The sequence below is a fragment of the Streptomyces bullii genome, from assembly GCF_042657145.1.
In the GTDB taxonomy this organism is placed as follows: domain Bacteria; phylum Actinomycetota; class Actinomycetes; order Streptomycetales; family Streptomycetaceae; genus Streptomyces; species Streptomyces bullii.
The window spans coordinates 152,786-170,773 of the sequence record NZ_JBHSNY010000010.1 but is presented as its reverse complement, the minus strand read 5'-3'; the positions used below and the strand labels follow the sequence as shown (position 1 = coordinate 170,773).

General features: G+C 70.3%; 13 protein-coding genes and 1 tRNA gene. 11 read left to right on the top strand and 3 right to left on the bottom strand.

Annotation, left to right across the window (positions count from 1 at the left end; translation table 11 throughout):
• Nucleotides 1-717 precede the first annotated feature (717 nt).
• From ACFPZJ_RS27905 to ACFPZJ_RS27875, 7 genes are all read left to right on the top strand, one after another.
• The gene (locus ACFPZJ_RS27905; RefSeq protein WP_381027059.1) at nucleotides 718-2,001 is read left to right on the top strand and encodes an ABC transporter substrate-binding protein; all 1,284 of its coding nucleotides are present in this window, start codon (nucleotides 718-720) and stop codon (nucleotides 1,999-2,001) included.
• The gene (locus tag ACFPZJ_RS27900; RefSeq protein ID WP_381027057.1) at nucleotides 2,001-2,969 is read left to right on the top strand and encodes a carbohydrate ABC transporter permease; all 969 of its coding nucleotides are present in this window, start codon (nucleotides 2,001-2,003) and stop codon (nucleotides 2,967-2,969) included. The genes ACFPZJ_RS27905 and ACFPZJ_RS27900 overlap by 1 nt, the downstream gene beginning before the upstream one ends.
• Nucleotides 2,966-3,847 (top strand): carbohydrate ABC transporter permease, encoded by an 882-nt coding sequence (locus ACFPZJ_RS27895; protein WP_381027054.1) that lies wholly within the window; start codon nucleotides 2,966-2,968, stop codon nucleotides 3,845-3,847. The genes ACFPZJ_RS27900 and ACFPZJ_RS27895 overlap by 4 nt, the downstream gene beginning before the upstream one ends.
• Nucleotides 3,848-3,858: 11 nt before the next feature.
• Nucleotides 3,859-4,458 (top strand): hypothetical protein, encoded by a 600-nt coding sequence (locus ACFPZJ_RS27890; protein ID WP_381027051.1) that lies wholly within the window; start codon nucleotides 3,859-3,861, stop codon nucleotides 4,456-4,458.
• 104 nt (nucleotides 4,459-4,562) lie between these two features.
• Nucleotides 4,563-7,298, top strand: a complete 2,736-nt coding sequence (locus ACFPZJ_RS27885) for an exo-rhamnogalacturonan lyase family protein (RefSeq protein ID WP_381027048.1) — start codon at nucleotides 4,563-4,565, stop codon at nucleotides 7,296-7,298.
• 41 nt (nucleotides 7,299-7,339) lie between these two features.
• A complete protein-coding gene (locus tag ACFPZJ_RS27880) occupies nucleotides 7,340-7,786 on the top strand; it encodes an SRPBCC family protein (protein WP_381027045.1) in 447 nt (148 codons plus the stop codon).
• Between the two features lie 39 nt (nucleotides 7,787-7,825).
• A tRNA-Val gene (locus ACFPZJ_RS27875) sits at nucleotides 7,826-7,900 on the top strand.
• A gap of 149 nt (nucleotides 7,901-8,049) precedes the next feature.
• Here ACFPZJ_RS27875 and ACFPZJ_RS27870 read toward each other — a convergent pair.
• Nucleotides 8,050-8,775 carry a 3'-5' exonuclease gene (locus tag ACFPZJ_RS27870; protein WP_381027042.1) on the bottom strand — a complete coding sequence of 242 codons (726 nt, stop codon included), beginning with the start codon at nucleotides 8,773-8,775 and terminating at the stop codon, nucleotides 8,050-8,052.
• Nucleotides 8,776-8,943: 168 nt separating this feature from the next.
• Here ACFPZJ_RS27870 and ACFPZJ_RS27865 point away from each other — a divergent pair, with 168 nt between their 5' ends.
• The 4 genes from ACFPZJ_RS27865 to ACFPZJ_RS27850 all read left to right on the top strand — a co-directional run bounded on the left by ACFPZJ_RS27865 (nucleotide 8,944) and on the right by ACFPZJ_RS27850 (nucleotide 13,472).
• Entirely contained in the window at nucleotides 8,944-9,510 is a 567-nt protein-coding gene (locus ACFPZJ_RS27865; RefSeq protein ID WP_381027040.1) for a DUF4365 domain-containing protein, read from the top strand.
• Nucleotides 9,507-10,742 carry a hypothetical protein gene (locus ACFPZJ_RS27860; protein ID WP_381027037.1) on the top strand — a complete coding sequence of 412 codons (1,236 nt, stop codon included), beginning with the start codon at nucleotides 9,507-9,509 and terminating at the stop codon, nucleotides 10,740-10,742. The genes ACFPZJ_RS27865 and ACFPZJ_RS27860 overlap by 4 nt, the downstream gene beginning before the upstream one ends.
• A gap of 90 nt (nucleotides 10,743-10,832) precedes the next feature.
• The gene (thrS, locus tag ACFPZJ_RS27855; protein ID WP_381027034.1) at nucleotides 10,833-12,809 is read left to right on the top strand and encodes a threonine--tRNA ligase; all 1,977 of its coding nucleotides are present in this window, start codon (nucleotides 10,833-10,835) and stop codon (nucleotides 12,807-12,809) included.
• 102 nt (nucleotides 12,810-12,911) lie between these two features.
• Complete coding sequence (locus ACFPZJ_RS27850; RefSeq protein ID WP_381027031.1) at nucleotides 12,912-13,472, top strand: HIT family protein; 561 nt, start codon at nucleotides 12,912-12,914, stop codon at nucleotides 13,470-13,472.
• A 113-nt stretch (nucleotides 13,473-13,585) separates the two neighbouring features.
• On the opposite strand, the gene ACFPZJ_RS27845 is transcribed toward ACFPZJ_RS27850, so the two are convergent.
• Together ACFPZJ_RS27845 and ACFPZJ_RS27840 are read right to left on the bottom strand one after the other, a co-directional pair.
• Nucleotides 13,586-15,253 (bottom strand): hypothetical protein, encoded by a 1,668-nt coding sequence (locus ACFPZJ_RS27845; protein ID WP_381027029.1) that lies wholly within the window; start codon nucleotides 15,251-15,253, stop codon nucleotides 13,586-13,588.
• Nucleotides 15,254-15,424: 171 nt separating this feature from the next.
• On the bottom strand, nucleotides 15,425-17,626 hold the full coding sequence (locus ACFPZJ_RS27840) for an elongation factor G-like protein EF-G2 (RefSeq protein ID WP_381027026.1): 2,202 nt from the start codon (nucleotides 17,624-17,626) through the stop codon (nucleotides 15,425-15,427).
• Nucleotides 17,627-17,988 lie beyond the last annotated feature (362 nt).

The window sequence follows — 17,988 nt, the reverse complement described above, 5'->3', positions numbered from 1 at the left end:
CGGCGGCCCACCTGCGACAGTGCAGGTGGGCCGCCGGTGTTCTGTGCGCACGGCGTCGTGCGCCCCCCGTGAGGGTGCCCGGTGGGTCGGTGTGGCTGAGGGGCCGAGCGACCGTGCCGGGCCGGGGGCTTGGGAGGTGCGCCCTTCCGCTCGGGTGGCGCTTGCCGCGCCGGAGTGCTAGCCGCGCGCCCGCAGTCCTCCCGCGCCCCGACCCCTGGCCGGGCGCCGGACGGCCGAGGCGGGTGGCGACTCGGCCGGATCACCGGTGACCAAGCCGGCCCCGGGCGGCCGGCAGTGCGGGACGGGTCCGGTGCCGGCGCCCGACAGTCCCGGCGCCTACTGGCCTTGCGACCCCCTCGGGCGGTCGGCCGTACGACGCCCCGCTGGGGGAGCGGTGCGCTGACGCACCTTCTCCCCGCCCCCAACGCCATCCCGGCCGCCACCGACCTCCCGCCGCCTCACCCACCCCCGACAACTTTGAGCCGCCCACGCCTCACCCCGAGCAAGCCACCCCCGGACAGCGGCTCCCTCACCTGCTGCTTCAGGCCGGCTGCCGTCCAGCGCCGCCCCTTCCAGCCACCCACTCCGCCGGCGCGCCCCGCAAGAAATCCTGTCCGAATCATTGACGCACCCTCAGCCCCTCCGTAACTTGTGCCAGCAAGCGCTTACTTGAAACGATTCATGAGCGGCAACGATGCTGCGGGGAGGGGCCCGACTATGGCAACCGGCAATGTGGAGAGGCGCACGATCCTGAAGGCGGCGGGAGCCTCGGCGGCCACCCTCGGGCTGGCCGCGACGACCGGCTGCGGTGGGGACGGGGGCTCCGGCGACGGCACGGTGACGATCCGTTACTCGTGGTGGGGTGCCGACGAGCGCGCGAAGAGGATCAACGAATCCATCAAGCTCTTCGAGAAGAAGTATCCGAAGATCAAGGTGAAGACGGACTTCCAGGACTACGTCGCATTCTGGGAGAAGTTCCAGACGCAGGCCGCGGGCGGAAATCCGCCGGACGTATTCCAGAACGCCATCGCATTTCTTCGGAAGTACGACAAGAGAGGGATCCTTCTCGACCTCAAGTCCCAGATAGACGCGGGAAACCTGAGCCTGGACAACTTCCGGGAGGGTGTCGCCTCGGTCGGTGAGGTCGACGGAAAGCAGCTGGGCATCCCCGTCGGCTCCAACACCATGGCGTTGGTCATCGACAAGAAGGTCTTCCAGCAGGCGGGCGTCGAGGCGCAGCCCGGCTGGACCTGGGACGAGTACTTCAAGGCCCTCAAGACCATCTATGACAAGACGAAGGTCCCCGGCGACACGGGCTACTTCAGCATCATGTACCTGTACGACCTGTACCTCCGTCAGAACGGCAAGGCGTTCTTCACCAAGGACGGACTCGGTTTCGACCGGGCCGATCTGACGGAGTGGTGGCAGGACGGCTACAACCGCGTCAAGGCCGGCATCATCACCGACCCGAAGACCGTTCAGCAGGACCGGCCCAAGTCCTCGGTCACCGCGAAGCACGGCGCCTCTGAGTTCACCTGGGACAACTTCACCGTCCGCTACACGGCGGAGGGCGACAGCGACTACGGCCTCGCGCCGATCCCCACCACGGACGGCAGGAACACCGGCCAGTACCTCGCCTCCCTGATGCTGAGCGCCTCGGCGCGCACCAAGCACCCCAAGGAAGTCGCCCAGTTCATCAACTTCATGGTCCACGACCCCGAGGTCGGCAAGATCATGGGCTACGACCGGGGCATCCTCGCCAGCACCGAGCAGTACGAGGCCTTCAAGCCGACCGGCGAGGTCGAGAAGGAGATCGCCCAGTACGAGGAGAAGACCGCCAAGGCGGGCGTCCTGGGCACCATCACGCCGCACCCGTCCGGCGCCGACACCGTCGAGGCCGCCTTCCTGCGCATCGCCGGCGACATGAGCCTGGGCAAGATGAAGGTCGCCGACGCGGTGAAGCAGTTCTTCGACGAGTCCGAGGCCGCTTTCCAAGCCTGATGGGAACCACTGTGACGCTCGTCAAGGAGTCTCCGCTCGACACCCGCAAGGCCGGCTCCCCCGCCCCCGCCGCCGTCAGGCGGCGGGACCGCCGGGAGAACCTGGTCGGCTACCTCTTCATGTCCCCGTGGATCGCGGGCTTCCTGCTCCTGACCGCGGGGCCGATGGTGGCCTCCCTGTACTTCGCGTTCACCGACTACAACCTCTTCAGTACGCCGAACTGGATCGGCTTCGACAACTTCACCCGGATGTTCGACGATCCGCGGTGGCAGAAGTCCGTCGAGGTGACGGCGAAGTACGTCGTCATCGGCACCCCGCTGAAGCTGCTGCTGGCCCTCGGTGTCGCCCTGCTGCTCGCACAGAGCCGGCGCGGACAGGCCTTCTACCGGGCCGCGTTCTACGCCCCCTCGCTCATCGGCGCGAGCGTCTCCGTCGCCTTCGTCTGGCGCTCGATCTTCTCCGACGACGCCATCGTCGACCGGACGATGTCGCTCTTCGGCGTCCACACCGGCGGCTGGGTCGGTGACCCCGACTGGATCCTGTACTGCCTGGTCGCGCTGACCGTCTGGCAGTTCGGCGCGCCCATGGTCATCTTCCTGGCCGGGCTCAAGCAGGTGCCCAGGGAGCTGTACGAGGCGGCCGAGATGGACGGCGCCGGACCCTTCCGCAGGTTCTGGAGCATCACGCTCCCCATGATCTCCCCGGTGCTGTTCTTCAACGTCCTGCTGGAGACCATCCACTCGTTCCAGATCTTCGGCTCGGCGTACGTGGTCTCCAACACCTACTGCGGCCCCGCCGACGCCACGCTCGTCTACACCTGCTACCTGTACCAGCAGGGCTTCAAGAACGCGCAGATGGGCTTCGCCTCCGCGATGGCCTGGATGCTGCTGCTCGCCGTCGCCCTGGTCACGGCCGTCCTCTTCTGGTCGCAGAAGAAGTGGGTGCACTACGAGGAGGGCGCCCGATGAGTGTCACCACCCCCACCGCCAACAAGCCGCTGGGCGTCGGCCGCAAGCGGACCGGCTCGCTCGCCTGGCACCTGGGCTCCCTGCTGGTCCTCGCGGTCGTCCTGTATCCCGTCGTCTGGGTCATCGGCGCCTCGTTCAAGCCCAGCAAGGACATCATCAACAGTTTGGACCTCTTCCCGGCCAAGCCCATCCTCGACAACTTCAAGGGCCTGGCCGACGGGATCGCCGACATCTCGATCTGGACGTTCTTCCAGAACTCCCTGGTCTACTCGCTCGGTTCGGTCGCCGGCATCCTGATCTCCTGCTCGCTGACGGCGTACGCCTTCGCGAAGGTCAGTTTCGCCGGGCGGAATTTGATGTTCACCCTGATGATCGGCACCCTGCTGCTGCCGTACCACGTGCTGCTGATCCCGCAGTACGTGATGTTCCAGAAGATGGAGCTGATCAACACCTACGTGCCGCTGCTGCTCGGCAAGTACCTGGCGACGGAGGCGTTCTTCGTCTTCCTCATGGTGCAGTTCATGCGGAACCTGCCGAGGGAGCTGGACGAGGCCGCGCGGATCGACGGCTGCGGGCACTTCCGGATCTACTGGTCGATCGTGCTGCCGCTGTGCCGGCCCGCGCTCATCACCAGCGCCATCTTCACCTTCATCAATGCCTGGAACGACTTCATGGGCCCGCTGATCTACCTCAACGAGCCCGGCAAGTACACCGTCTCGCTCGGCATGATGATGTTCCGCGACTCCGACGGCGTCGCCGCCAACTACGGCGGACTCATCGCCATGTCGCTGATCGCGCTGCTGCCGGTGCTGCTGTTCTTCCTCGCGTTCCAGCGATACCTGATCGACGGCATGGCGACGTCCGGACTGAAGGGCTGAGGCGGTCCACCATGGCCGAAGCACGCGTGAAGGCCCGTGCCTCCCGGCGCGAGTCCGCCCTGGCCGAGCGGTTCGGCCTGTTCGCGGAGTGTCTGCTCACCGGCGTCTGGATCGCGGTGGCCTCGCTGGGCGTGGTCACCTACCCCGCCGCGTTCGCCGCCGGGGCCCGGCACCTGCGGCGCCGCACCGCCCATGAGGGCGGCGGCTGGCGGGAGTTCGTCGCGGACTTCCGTACGGCCGTGCGCGGCGGCTGGCTCGCCGGGCTCGCCGGGTGGGCCGCGTTGGCCGCGGTCTGGGTGGACGTCCAGGCGGCGCGCGCCGGCCTTCCCGGCGGGCCGTTGGCCGGGGCCGTCGGCCTGTTCGCGCTGATCGGGCTCGCCGTGGCCGGGCTGCGTGCGGCGGCTGCCTGGACGCCGGGCGACCGGTGGCGCACCCTGCTCGCCGCGGCGGGGCGCCGCACCGTGCTCGACCCCGTCGGCTCCTTCCTGCTCGTCGGCGGGCTGGCCGTGGTCGCCCTGTCCGCCTGGTTCGCCGCGCCGCTGGCGGCCCCGGTGCTCGGGGCCGTCGCGGCGGCCGCCGTCGCCGTTGAGGAGCGGTACCGGCACCGCTGACACCCACGAGGCACGCCAGATCGGCGCCTCGGCGCCACCCCTGTGTCTGTCATGCCCTTGACCGCCCCCTTGCACCCCGCACGGAAAGGAAAGGTGGATCTCCCATGTCTCCCATCCCCCGCAGGTCCCTCCTCAAGGCGGCCGCCGTCGCCACAGCCGCCGCCCAGTTCAGCTGGGCGCTGGGGGCGCAGGACGCCGAAGCAGCCCCCAGATCCGAGCCCGCCGACGCCGACCCGGTGACCCTGAACTGGCTGGAGGACGGCGGCCTGGGCGCCGCACCGGGCGCCACCGTCGGCGTCCCCTGGCCCAAGGGCGTCTACCAGGAGGCCCAGACCTTCGCGCTCACGGACGCGGACGGCAAGGCCGTACCCGTGCAGTCCTGGCCGCTCGCCTACTGGCCGGACGGCTCCCTGAAGTGGACCGCGCACGCCGTCAGCTCCGGCAACGGCAAGCTCACCCTCACCGCCGGCACCCCCGCCGCGCCCGAGAAGAAGGTCACCGTCGACAAGCGCGGCGGCACGATCGACATCTCGACCGGGGTCATCACCGCGAAGATCGGCAAGTCCGGCGCCACCCTCATCAAGTCGGTCACCCGGGGCTCGACGGAGATCGCCAGGAACGGCCGGCTCGTCCTCATCCGTCAGCCCGAGTTCCAGGACGGCGACCAGGGCACGGTCAGGACCGAGCGCTTCGACGGCGCGATCTCCGAGGTGAAGGTCGAGCAGGAGGGCCCGGTCCGGGCCGTGGTCCGCATCGACGGCAAGCACCGCAAGGGCGACCGGAGCTGGCTGCCGTTCTCCATCCGCCTCTACTTCTTCGCGGGCGCCGACTCCTTCCGCATGGTGCACACCATCACCTACGACGGCACCCAGGAGCCGGGCAAGGCATCCGGTGACTTCGTCCGCGGCATCGGCGTCCGCTTCACCGTGCCGATGCGGGACGAGTCCTACGACCGCCACATCCGCATCGGGGGCGAGGGCACCGGCCTGCTGCGCGAGGCCGTCAAGGGCATCACCGGCCTGCGCCGCGACCCGGGCGCGGCCGTGCAGCAGGCGCAGTACGAGGGCAGGAAGCTGCCGGACCCCTCCACCTGGGACCAGCGGGTCACCACCCGGCTCCAGTACATCCCCGAGTGGGGCGACTACACCCTCTCGCAGCTGTCCGCCGACGGCTTCACCCTGCGCAAGCGCACCAAGAAGGGATACGGCTGGATCGGCGCAGGCGGTGGCCGACGGGCCTCCGGATTCGGTTACGTCGGTGGCGTCAGCGGCGGCCTCTCCTTCGGCCTGCGCGACTTCTGGGAGAAGTTCCCCGCCCAGCTCGACATCCGGGGCGCCCACACCGACGAGGCCGAGGTCACCCTCTGGCTCTGGTCGCCCGAGGCGCAGCCCATGGACCTGCGCTTCTACCACGACGGCATGGGCCAGGACACCTTCCCCGAGCAGCTCGAAGGCCTCAACATCACCTACGAGGACTACGAGCCGAAGTTCGGCACGCCGTACGGCATCGCCCGCACCTCCGAGCTGATGTTCTGGGCCAACGCGTCCACCCCGAGCGCCCAGACGCTCGCCGAGCAGGTCGAGGCCGTCCGCGTGCTGCCGCAGCTCGCCGCCCCGCCCAAGCAGCTCATCAAGGCCAAGGTCTTCGGACCGGGCCTGTTCTCCGAGCCGGACCGCTCCACCCCCGCCAAGGCCAAGATCGAGGACCACCTAGACTTCCTCTTCACCTACTACAAGGACCAGGTGGAGATGCGCCGGTGGTACGGCTTCTGGGACTACGGCGACATCATGCATACCTACGACACCGTCCGGCACCAGTGGCGCTACGACGTCGGCGGCTACGCCTGGGACAACTCCGAGCTGTCGCCGGACCTGTGGCTCTGGTACGCGTACCTGCGCTCCGGCCGCGCCGACATCTTCCGCTTCGCCGAGGCCATGACCCGGCACACCGGCGAGGTCGACGTCTACCACCTCGGCGCATGGGCGGGCCTCGGTACCCGGCACGGTGTGCAGCACTGGGCCGACAGCGCCAAACAGCAGCGCATCGCCAACACCACGTACCGGCGCTACTACTACTTCCTCACCGCCGACGAACGCGTGGGCGACCTCATGCGGGCCAACGTCGACTCCGACGAGACCTTCCTCGCCCTCGACCCGCTCCGCAAGATCCGTACCGAGCCGTACACGCCCGACCGGCACGCCCTGTCGATCGGCTTCGGCACGGACTGGAGCGGCCTGGTCTCGGCGTGGCTGACCGAGTGGGAGCGCAAGGGCCCCAAGTGGGAGAAGGCACGCGCGCGCGTGCTGTCCACCATGGAGACCATCGCCGCCCAGCCCAACGGCTTCGTGCAGGGCAGCGGCCTGTACGACCTGGACACCGGCAAGTTCGCCGTCGCCGACAAGCCCAAGGTCGAGGTCTCGCACCTGTCGGCCGTCTTCGGCCTCAACGAACTGTGCGCCGAGCTCATCGACCTCGTCGACATGCCGAAGTTCAAGGAGGCGTACCTCGACTACTGCCGCTACTTCAACGCCACCAGGGCCGAACAAGCGGCCCGCTACGGCAGCAACTTCGGCTCCCTGATCCTCTTCCAGGGCCACTCGCGCCTCGACGCGTACGCCGCCGTCCAGACGGGCGACGAGAAGCTCGCCAAGCGTGCGTGGGACAAGTTCTACAACTCCGACGGCTACAAGGAGTCGGCGCCCTGGAAGACCGAGAAACTGAGCGGCCCGCTCACGCTGGTGCCGGGCAGCGAGGCGCCCTGGGTGTCCACGAACGACACCTCGCTGTACGGACTCGCCGCCATCGAGAACCTGGCACTGCTGGGTGACAGGATGCCCTAGCCGCACGTGAGCGGCGGGCACGGGCCGGGCACACTGCGCCCATGGACTGGAACCACTACCGATTCCGCAGTCTGTGGGTGCTGCCCGCGCCCGTGCCGGCCGTGTACGAGGCGCTGGAACGGGTCGAGGACTACCCTCGCTGGTGGCCGCAGGTCCGGGAGGTCGCCCGGCTCGGCGAGACCAGCGGGGTGATCCGGTTCCGCTCTCTGCTCCCGTTCGACCTGACCTCGACGCTGCGGGAGCGGCGGCGTGATCCCGGGGCGGGGGTCCTGGAAGTCACGCTGTCCGGAGACATGGAGGGCTGGGCGCGCTGGACACTCGCCGCCCAGGGGTCCGGCACCCTCGCGCGCTACGAGCAGGAGGTCGACGTCCGCAAGCCGCTGCTGCGGTGGCTCGCCGTGCCCGGGCGGCCTGTCCTGCGGGCCAACCACACGCTGATGATGCGAGCCGGTGCACGCGGCCTGGCCGCCCACCTGCAAGCCGTTTGAAGGAACCGTCCCGGGACCTGTATTGTTCAGTGCGTTCCCGGGCGATTAGCTCAGCGGGAGAGCGCTTCGTTCACACCGAAGAGGTCACTGGTTCGATCCCAGTATCGCCCACCATGTCGATGGCGGCTCGTGCCTGCACACTGCGCAGGCGGAGTCGCCATCGTCGTGTTCTGCGCCGCTTCGCCGCGCGACGGGGCTCCGCCACCCGCACCTCCTCCGGTCCGTCTTGCCGGACCGGCTTCGTCCTGTACGTACAGGTGTGGTCAGGCCGCCGCCGGCAGGTCCGGGCGCAGGGGCCAGGCTGGGTCGACCTCCTCCTCCGTGCCGCTGCGGGCGAACCACGCCTGCAGGCCCCGGGCCTGTGCCGCGTGCCACACCGCCTGGAGGGTGTGCAGCTCACCGGGGGAGAGACGCTCCAGCCGGGACGCGAACCGGCGGCCCACCGCCCGGGTGACCTCCAGCGCGGCCACGGCGTCGGCGGCCGCGTCGTGCGCGCCCTCCAGGGCGACGCCGTAGTGCGCGCACAGGTCCGTCAGGGTGCGACGGCCCTTGCGGTAGCGGTCCAGGTGCTTGTCCAGGACCCGCGGGTCGAGGACCCACAGCGGTGCCGCCTCGAACCAGCGGCCCAGCGACGAGGCCCGGTGCCGCCGCAACTCGCGGTCCAGCAGCGTCAGATCGAACGGCGCGTTCATCACCACGACCGGACGGCCGTGGTGGGCCTGCTCGGCCAGCGCCTCCGCTATCTCGTACATCACCGGCGCCGGCCAGCGGCCGTTGCGCTGGAGGTGATCCTCCGTCAGCCCGTGCACCTCCGTCGCCGCGGCGGGCACCGGCACCCCCGGGTTCACCAGCCAGCGGCTGACCCGCGGCCGGATGCCCGGGGCGTCCTGGACGACGACGGCGGCCGACACGATCCGGTCGGTCTCGACGTCCACGCCCGTCGTCTCCGTGTCGAAAGCGGCCAGCGGCCCTTCGTACCAGCACGTCATACCCAACAACCCCTCGTTCACCTTCGGCAGTTGACGCACCGTCCGCTGCCCGATTCGGTGATACCCGGGCTGTTTGCGCCGTACGCCGGGAGGACACAACAGGAGTACGGGTCTGTCCAGTTCACAGGCCCGCAACGGGGTTTCACCAGTTCTGGAAGGCTGTTGGTCATGGCCATTGCGCAGCCCGAACGGGGCGGGCTGCTGCCCGAGCGCACGGCCCCCACGCGCGGCACCCTCGCCACCACCGCATGCATGGAGACGTTGCAGGTCGGCTATCTGCACGCCGTCGCGGCGGCGGCGGGATGCTCGCTGTCCCAGCCCTTTCCGGACAACGGCATCGACTGGCACGTCAGCCACAGCGCGCCCGGGCACACGGTCGACGACGAGGTCACCATCAAGGTGCAGCTCAAGGCGACCTACCAGGTCCCGCCGAACCCGCCGGGCCGCTCCTTCTCCTTCACGCTCGACAACGAGCACCTGGCGAAGCTCGCCCGCACCCCGGTCTCGGTGCACAAGATCCTCGTCGTGATGCTCGTGCCGCGCTCGCGGGACGACTGGCTGCGCGCGAGCCACGACCGGCTCGACCTCAGGCACTGCTGCTACTGGACCAACCTCGCCGGACACCCGGTCACCGGCCGGCGCCGCACCACCGTGCGGATCCCGACCTCACGCATCTTCGACGACCGGGCGCTGTGCGAGATCATGACGCGGGTCGGGACGGGAGGAAAACCGTGACGCACCGCCCGACCGAGGAGCGCCTGCGGCCCGTACGCCCACACCCCGTGGACGCCGCCTGGAGCGGCCGGCCGCCCGAGCCCGGCGACGTCGACCCGGCCGTCCTCGCTGCCCTGCTCCACCGGCACGGCTGGCAGCGGCGCGGCGGCGCCGCCGGGCGCTACGGCCGCTGGACCCCGCCCGGGCCGGGCGGGAGCGCCATGAGCCTGCTCGTGCCCGAGAGCCGGGCCTTCCCCGACAGCGACGACCTGCTCGGCGACGCCCTGCTCGCGCTGTCCCGCAGCCCGATGCCCTCCGCGCGCGAGATCCTGCTCTCCCTCGCCGTGCCCAGCGACGAGATCCGCTGGTGGCGGGACGTACCGGCCGGACCCGGCGGCGCCGCGACGTGGGCCGTGGAGGAGCAGCTGCGCATCGCCGCCCGCCGGATGCTGCTCGCCGGCGCGCTCGCCACACACGCGCGTGCCGGCTACCACGGGGCCCGGCACCGTCGCACCGCCGCCGCGTCCCTGGAGCACGTCCTGGTGGGCCCCGCCGAGGACGGCCGGCTCAGCGCCTTCGTGCCCGTGGCCACCGACCGCCCCCTGGCCGTCCGCCTCCACCAGGCCCTGTACGCCGCCCGTGAGGCCATCGACTACCAGCGCGCCACCGGCGGCATGCACGCCTTCGACGGGGCCGTCGAGGCGGGCGTCAGCCACGAGCTCACCGAGGCGATCGTCGCCCTGGTCCGGGGCACCGAGGGCGCCCGGATCGCCGTCGAGTGGGACCCGGCGGCAGGAGTCCCCGAGGGGTGCGCGGGATCCGCCGAGCCCGTCGAGTTCTCCCCGGGCGACCTGCCCGTACTGCGGCAGGCAGGGGCCCGCTACCGGCGCGGGGAACCCTCGGTACCGGTGCGGATCACCGGCGCGGTCGTACGGCTGCGCAGGTCGGGGCCGCGCGGCGAGGGCACCGTACGGCTGCGGGTGCTCGCCGGGGCGGAGGTCCCGCACGTGAAGATCACCCTGGACGAGGAGGCGTACCGGGTCGCCGGGCACGCGCACCTGGTCGGGCTGCCGGTGCGGGTGCACGGGCAACTGGAGAGCCGCGGCGGCTTCCGCCGGCTCACCGGGGCCCACGGGGTCGCTCCCGTGCAGGTCGACGACGCCGAGCGGGACCGGCTGATGAAGTCGCTGCAGGAGAACTCCGAGATGGCGGCCTTCTTCGAGGAGGCCTGCGCAGCGGAGTGCGGGGACTGATTTCGCGGAGGGTGTCTCCGGCTCGGTAGGATCCGTATGCCATTGCAGTGCGATGGGGTATGGCTCACGCCCTTCAGTCAGGAGAGACCGGTGTCAGACGTCCGTGTGATCATCCAACGCGATTCCGAGCGGGAAGAACGCGTGGTGACGACGGGCACTACGGCCGCCGAGCTCTTCGCCGGCGAGCGCTCGATCATCGCCGCGCGCGTGGGCGGTGAGCTCAAGGACCTCGCCTACGAGGTGACCGACGGCGACGAGGTGGAGGGCGTCGAGATCTCCTCCGAGGACGGTCTCAACATCCTGCGCCACTCCACGGCGCACGTCATGGCGCAGGCCGTGCAGGAGCTCTTCCCCGAGGCCAAGCTGGGCATCGGCCCGCCGGTCAAGGACGGCTTCTACTACGACTTCGACGTCGACAAGCCGTTCACGCCCGAGGATCTCAAGGCCATCGAGAAGAAGATGCAGGAGATCCAGAAGCGGGGGCAGAAGTTCGCCCGCCGTGTGGTCACCGACGAGGCCGCCCGCGAGGAGCTCGCGAACGAGCCGTACAAGCTGGAGCTGATCGGCCTCAAGGGCTCCGCCTCCAGCGAGGACGGCGCGGACGTCGAGGTCGGCGGCGGCGAGCTGACGATCTACGACAACCTCGACGCCAAGACCGGCGAGCTGTGCTGGAAGGACCTCTGCCGTGGTCCGCACCTGCCCTCGACCCGGCTGATCCCGGCGTTCAAGCTGATGCGCAACGCGGGCGCCTACTGGCGCGGCAGCGAGAAGAACCCCATGCTGCAGCGCATCTACGGCACCGCCTGGCCGTCGAAGGACGAGCTGAAGCAGTACCTGGACTTCCTCGCCGAGGCCGAGAAGCGCGACCACCGCAAGCTCGGCAGCGAGCTCGACCTGTTCTCCATCCCGGAGCAGATCGGCTCCGGCCTCGCCGTCTTCCACCCCAAGGGCGGCATCATCCGCCGGGTCATGGAGGACTACTCGCGCAGGCGGCACGAGGAGGCGGGCTACGAGTTCGTCTACACCCCGCACGCCACGAAGGGGAAGCTCTTCGAGACCTCGGGCCACCTGGACTGGTACGCCGACGGCATGTACCCGCCCATGCAGCTCGACGAGGGCGTGGACTACTACCTCAAGCCCATGAACTGCCCGATGCACAACCTGATCTTCGACGCGCGCGGCCGCTCGTACCGTGAACTGCCGCTGCGCCTCTTCGAGTTCGGGACCGTGTACCGGTACGAGAAGTCGGGCGTCGTGCACGGCCTGACCCGGGCCCGCGGCTTCACCCAGGACGACGCGCACATCTACTGCACGCGCGAGCAGATGTCCGAGGAGCTCGACAAGCTGCTCACCTTCGTGCTGGAGCTGCTGCGCGACTACGGCCTGACCGACTTCTACCTGGAGTTGTCCACCAAGGACCCGGAGAAGTTCGTCGGCTCCGACGAGGCCTGGGAGGAGGCCACCGAGACCCTGCGCCAGGTCGCCGAGAAGCAGGGCCTGCCCCTCGTCCCGGACCCGGGCGGCGCCGCCTTCTACGGCCCGAAGATCTCCGTCCAGGCCAAGGACGCCATCGGCCGCACCTGGCAGATGTCGACCATCCAGCTCGACTTCAACCTGCCCGAGCGCTTCGACCTGGAGTACACGGCGGCCGACGGCTCCAAGCAGCGCCCAGTCATGATCCACCGCGCGCTGTTCGGCTCCATCGAGCGGTTCTTCGCCGTGCTGCTGGAGCACTACGCGGGCGCCTTCCCGGCGTGGCTCGCGCCGGTCCAGGCGCTCGGCATCCCGATCGGCGACGCGCACGTCGAGTACCTGGAGAAGTTCGCCGCCGCCGCGAAGAAGAAGGGCCTGCGGGTCGAGGTCGACTCCTCCTCCGACCGTATGCAGAAGAAGATCCGCAACGCCCAGAAGCAGAAGGTGCCCTTCATGGTCATCGCGGGCGACGAGGACATGTCCCACGGGTCGGTGTCCTTCCGCTACCGCGATGGCTCGCAGGAGAACGGCATCCCGTTCGACGAGGCCATCGCGAAGATCGTGAAGGTCGTCGAGGAGCGCGCCCAGGTCTGATCGCACACGATCACACGCCGCTCGCACGCCGCGAGCTGATCGGACCGCGCAAAGCCCCCGGGGGATCCCGGGGGCTTTGCCGTCCCCCCAGGTCGACGCCATATGCTGCCTTGCATGACGAGTGAGCCGGAGCAGCAGCTGGGAGTGGGGACGCAGGACGCGTTCCAGCGTCTGTGGACGCCCCACCGGATGGCCTACATCCAGGGGGAGAACAAGCCGACCGGCCCCGGGGCCGACGACGGGTGCCCCTTCTGCTCGATCCCGGCCAAGTCCGACGAGGACGGACTCGTCGTCCGGCGCGGTGAACAGGTCTACGCGGTGCTCAACCTGTACCCGTACAACGGCGGGCACCTGATGACCGTGCCCTACCGCCACGTCGCCGACTACACGGACCTCACGGCGGGGGAGACCGCCGAACTCGCCGAACTCACCAAGCAGGCGATGACGGCCCTGCGCACCGCCTCCGGCGCGCACGGCTTCAACATCGGCATGAACCAGGGCACGGTCGCGGGCGCGGGCATCGCCGCCCACCTGCACCAGCACATCGTCCCGCGCTGGGGCGGCGACACGAACTTCATGCCGGTGGTCGGCCACACGAAGGTGCTGCCCCAGCTGCTGGCCGACACCCGGAAGATGCTGGCCGAGGCCTGGCCAGCGACGTAGCCCGCGGGCGGTCGTGCCGCCGGGGCGGCACGGGTGGGCGCCGGCGGTACCCCGCTGTCCCGGGCTGCGCGACGGCCTCCCGGCCCGCGACGCGGGTACCTGGGAGAACCGGCCTACGCGTCGTACACGTCGGCCTTCCTGGGCGACGCCTCCTGCACCGCCCCGCTGAGCACCGACGACCGCGAACCGAACTTCTCCACGTCCACCCCGTTCTCCCGCAGCACCTTGAGCGCGGCCGTGTGCACCACCCGCAGCACCGGCGTGGCGGCGCGCAACGCGTCGTCCGCCATGAAGCGGTGGCGCCAGGGCTGGTCGGCCCAGGCGTGCCGCAGGCCGAACGGCTCCGGGAGCGTCAGGCTGCCGCCGAGCCAGTTCAGCAGCGGCGGGTACCAGGTCAGGGGGGCGCGCGCGGCGAGCCGTACCACCTCGTCGGTCTCGATCAGCGGCAGCTTCACCTTGCGGGTCTCCCAGAAGCGGAACGCCTTCTGCACCTCCTTCTCCTTGGCCGCCGGCTTCTCGTTGAACAGGGGGTGGACCGGCCCCAGGGCGTGGCCGGTGACCTCGATGCGCAGGGTCTCGTGCAGCACCGTCACGGTGATCAGCATGGTGATCACCAGATGGCCGTCCCAGAGCGTCCACTGCACACCCAGGTAGTGCCGGTCCCCGCTGCCGAACTGCTGCTTGTTGCAGATGTCCTGTATGGCGTGCGTCTTGACCGTGTACGCGTCCACGTCGGTGCCGCTCGGGCGGGACACCTCCGTCGCCCCCTCGCCGATCGGCGTGACGATCCAGTGCGTGATCGACGGCTTGGGGAAGCCACCGGTGTTGATGGGCGTGCGTTCCAGCATCGCGAGCCCGCCCTGGATCGCGACGATGACGTCCCAGCTGCGGAACGGGTGGAAGTCCTTGCCCGGATCGGCGGAGACCAGCTCCTCGGCCAGCTGCCAGCTGCCCCACCGCGTGCCCATGCCCAGTATTCCCTTGGGACCCGCGTAGAAGACCGAGTTGGACCGCTGCTCGGCGCCGAGCCTGGCCAGCTCCTTGCGCACCTGCTCGGCCGCGTCGCCGGGGCTGCCCGGCACCGCCTCGGGGATCTTGGCGCCCACCCCGCCGCCCGACAACAGGCCGGACCAGCGCTCCCGCAGGTCCCGGGCGGTACGTTCGCAGATCTGCTTGGCCCAGAACCAGCCGACCACCGGCATCACGACCGACGCACGCGCGTACCACGCCCAGAAGCCCGTGAACGGCATGCGGATCAGGAAGATCACCGCCAGCGCGCCCACGGCGACCAGCAGGGTGGTGGCCAGGGCGCCGGCGCGTTTGTCCTCGCGCTTGCTCATGTTGCTGCGCAGCGTGAACACCATGAGCCACACCAGGAAGCCCGGCAGGAAGAGCAGCCCGCAGAGCACCGTCACCGCCGTGAGCCAGTTGTCGCGTTCGCGGCGGATGCGGTGGGCCGCCAGGCAGTGCTCCACGACGACCTGGGGCTCGATGCCGAAGGACTGGATGACCGGTTTGCGTCCGGCGCCCAGCATGCGGTCGATCACCGCGCGGGAGAAGGCCTCACCGAACCGCGGGCGGAAGATCTTCGCCCACGGGCGTGGCGGTGTGACCTTGGACTGGTGCCACTCGTTGTCGGCGTCCAGGATCTTGGTCACTTCGTCGTCGCGGTAGGCGGCCGCGGCCAGCGCGTAGGTCGCGGCCGTCTGCCCCGCCGAACCCGACAGGGGCACCTGGGCCCCTGGACTGAAATCGAATCCGTCCGTCACTGCCGCCCCCATTGCCGCCGCATCTGCTTCTGCGGCCTTCCCGACTTCCGTGCTCCGCACACCTGTTGATCTGGTCTTCAGCGTATCCGCAGGGGCCGACATGCGTCGGCGGACGGCCAAGACCGTCCGCCGACACGGAAGAGGGCGTTCCGCACAGCTGAGTTCGGTGCGGCGTCAGGTCAACTAGGAAGCGCCCTTGGCGTCTTCACGGACCCGCTCGGCGATCTGCGGCGGCATCGGCTCGTGCCGCGCGTACCGGCGGCTGAAGCGCGCCGTGCCGTGGGAGAGCGACCGCAGGTCGACGGCGTACCGGCCGATCTCGATCTCGGGCACCTCGGCCCGGACCAGGGTGCGCCCGCCGGGGGTCTGCTCGGTGCCCAGCACCCGGCCGCGCCGCCCCGACAGGTCGCTCATCACGGCGCCCACGTAGTCGTCGCCGACCAGGACGCTCACCTCGGCCACGGGCTCCAGGAGATGGATCTTCGCGTCGGCCGCGGCCTCCCGCAGCGCGAGCGCCCCGGCCGTCTGGAACGCGGCGTCGGAGGAGTCCACCGAGTGCGCCTTGCCGTCCAGCAGGGTCACCCGTACGTCGACGAGCGGATGGCCGGCGGCGACTCCCTTCGCGGCCTGGGCCCGTACGCCCTTCTCGACCGACGGGATGAACTGCCGCGGCACGGCGCCGCCGACCACCTTGTCCACGAACTCGATGCCCGAACCGCCCGGCAGCGGCTCCACCTCGATCTCGCAGATGGCGAACTGCCCGTGCCCGCCGGACTGCTTGACGTGCCGGCCGCGTCCCGCCGCCCTGGTCGCGAACGTCTCGCGCAGGGAGACCTGGTGCGGCACGACGTCGACCTGGACCCCGTACCGGCTGCGCAGCCGCTCCAGCGCCACGTCCGCGTGCGCCTCGCCCAGGCACCACAGGACGACCTGGTGGGTGTCCTGGTTCTGTTCGAGCCGCATCGTCGGGTCCTCGGCGACCAGCCGGGCCAGCCCTTGGGACAGCTTGTCCTCGTCCGGCTTGCTGTGCGCCTGGATGGCGAGCGGCAGCAGTGGGTCGGGCATCTCCCACGGCTCCATGAGCAGCGGGTCGTCCTTGGCGGAGAGGGTGTCCCCGGTCTCCGCGCGGCTCAGCTTCGCCACGCACGCCAGGTCGCCCGCGATGACGTGGCTGACCGGGCGCTGCTGTTTGCCGAACGGCGTGGACAGGGCGCCGATCCGCTCGTCCACGTCGTGGTCCTCGTGCCCGCGATCGGACAGCCCGTGCCCGGAGACGTGCACCGTCTGGTCGGCGCGCAGCGTCCCGGAGAACACGCGGACGAGCGAGAGCCGTCCGACGTACGGGTCGGAGGAGGTCTTCACGACCTCCGCGACCAGTGGCGCGTCGCGGTCGCAGACCGCCTTCAGCTCACGGGGTTCGCCGTCGGGCGTGGTCACCCGGATCGGCTCGCGCTCCAGCGGCGTCGGGAAGCCACGGGTGACCAGCTCCAGCAGCTCGACTGTGCCGAGGCCGTGGCGGGCGCCCTCGGCCGCGGGGGCGGCGGCCAGGACGGGGAAGAACACCCCGCGCGCCACGGCCCGTTCCAGGTCCTCGATGAGCGTCTTGACGTCGACCTGCTCACCGCCGAGGTAGCGGTCCATGAGGGTCTCGTCCTCGCTCTCCGAGATGATCCCCTCGATCAGCCGGTTGCGGGCCTCCTCGATCAGCGGCAGCTGGTCCTCGCCGGGCTCGGACTCCTTGCGCTCGCCGGTCGAGTAGTCGAACAGCTTCTGCGACAGCAGTCCGATCAGGCCGGTCACGGGCGCGTGCCCGTCGGGTGCCTGCGGGCCGTGCAGCGGCAGGTAGAGCGGCAGCACGGCGTCGGGGTCGTCCCTGCCGAACGCCTCCGCGCAGATCCGGGTCATCTCCTCGAAGTCGGCCCGGGCGGCCTCCAGATGCGTGATCACGATCGCCCGCGGCATGCCGACGGCGGCGCACTCGTCCCACACCATGCGGGTCGAGCCGTCCACACCGTCGGAGGCCGAGACGACGAAGAGGGCCGCGTCCGCCGCTCGCAGACCGGCCCTGAGTTCACCGACGAAGTCGGCGTATCCGGGGGTGTCCAGAAGGTTGATCTTGATGCCGTCCCACTCGACGGGCACCAGGGAGAGCTGCACCGAGCGTTGCTGCCGGTGCTCCATCTCGTCGTAGTCGGACACGGTGCCGCCGTCCTCCACGCGGCCCGCACGGTTGATCGCTCCTGCCGTGAGGGCGAGAGCCTCCACCAGAGTCGTCTTGCCCGATCCGGAGTGGCCGACCAGCACCACATTCCGTACGGACTGGGGATGGTCGGCCGCCTGTGCCCTGCCGGCGGCTCCGGGGTGGGTCTGTGCCTTGTCGCCCATGGTCCTGCCTCCCGTGCACGGTGAGGTCACTGTGGGCGCGGACACGCGGGGGCCGCGTGCTGGGCGGCTCCGGCGACGCCCGCGGTTGATTCGAGCTTTCCACTCCCGTCACGGTGCGTCCATACGACGGACGTGATCGTGGCTGTCCGGCCTGGTGGGGGGCGCTTTCGGTCGCCGAGGGGGCGCTGCCGTTTCGCCGAGGGGCGCTCGGGCCGGGCCTGCGGGCCGGTGGGCTGCCTGCGGGGCCGAGCTGCCCGCAGCCCTCCCACGGCGACCGCTCGGGCGTCCTGCCCCGCGCGGAACACCACGGGAACGCCGCCCGGAGCCGCCGCCGGGAAGGCCGCCTGGAGCCGCCGCCGGGA

Excerpts from the sequence above, each read along its gene's own strand:
- ACFPZJ_RS27850 (WP_381027031.1), top strand. The coding sequence starts at position 12,912 with ATGCTGCCTTGCATGACGAGTGAGCCGGAGCAGCAGCTGGGAGTGGGG.
- ACFPZJ_RS27900 (WP_381027057.1), top strand. The coding sequence starts at position 2,001 with ATGGGAACCACTGTGACGCTCGTCAAGGAGTCTCCGCTCGACACCCGC.
- ACFPZJ_RS27870 (WP_381027042.1), bottom strand. The coding sequence starts at position 8,775 with ATGACGTGCTGGTACGAAGGGCCGCTGGCCGCTTTCGACACGGAGACG.
- ACFPZJ_RS27865 (WP_381027040.1), top strand. The coding sequence starts at position 8,944 with ATGGCCATTGCGCAGCCCGAACGGGGCGGGCTGCTGCCCGAGCGCACG.
- ACFPZJ_RS27885 (WP_381027048.1), top strand. The coding sequence starts at position 4,563 with ATGTCTCCCATCCCCCGCAGGTCCCTCCTCAAGGCGGCCGCCGTCGCC.
- ACFPZJ_RS27880 (WP_381027045.1), top strand. The coding sequence starts at position 7,340 with ATGGACTGGAACCACTACCGATTCCGCAGTCTGTGGGTGCTGCCCGCG.
- ACFPZJ_RS27840 (WP_381027026.1), bottom strand. The coding sequence starts at position 17,626 with ATGGGCGACAAGGCACAGACCCACCCCGGAGCCGCCGGCAGGGCACAG.
- ACFPZJ_RS27845 (WP_381027029.1), bottom strand. The coding sequence starts at position 15,253 with ATGGGGGCGGCAGTGACGGACGGATTCGATTTCAGTCCAGGGGCCCAG.
- ACFPZJ_RS27890 (WP_381027051.1), top strand. The coding sequence starts at position 3,859 with ATGGCCGAAGCACGCGTGAAGGCCCGTGCCTCCCGGCGCGAGTCCGCC.
- ACFPZJ_RS27905 (WP_381027059.1), top strand. The coding sequence starts at position 718 with ATGGCAACCGGCAATGTGGAGAGGCGCACGATCCTGAAGGCGGCGGGA.
- ACFPZJ_RS27895 (WP_381027054.1), top strand. The coding sequence starts at position 2,966 with ATGAGTGTCACCACCCCCACCGCCAACAAGCCGCTGGGCGTCGGCCGC.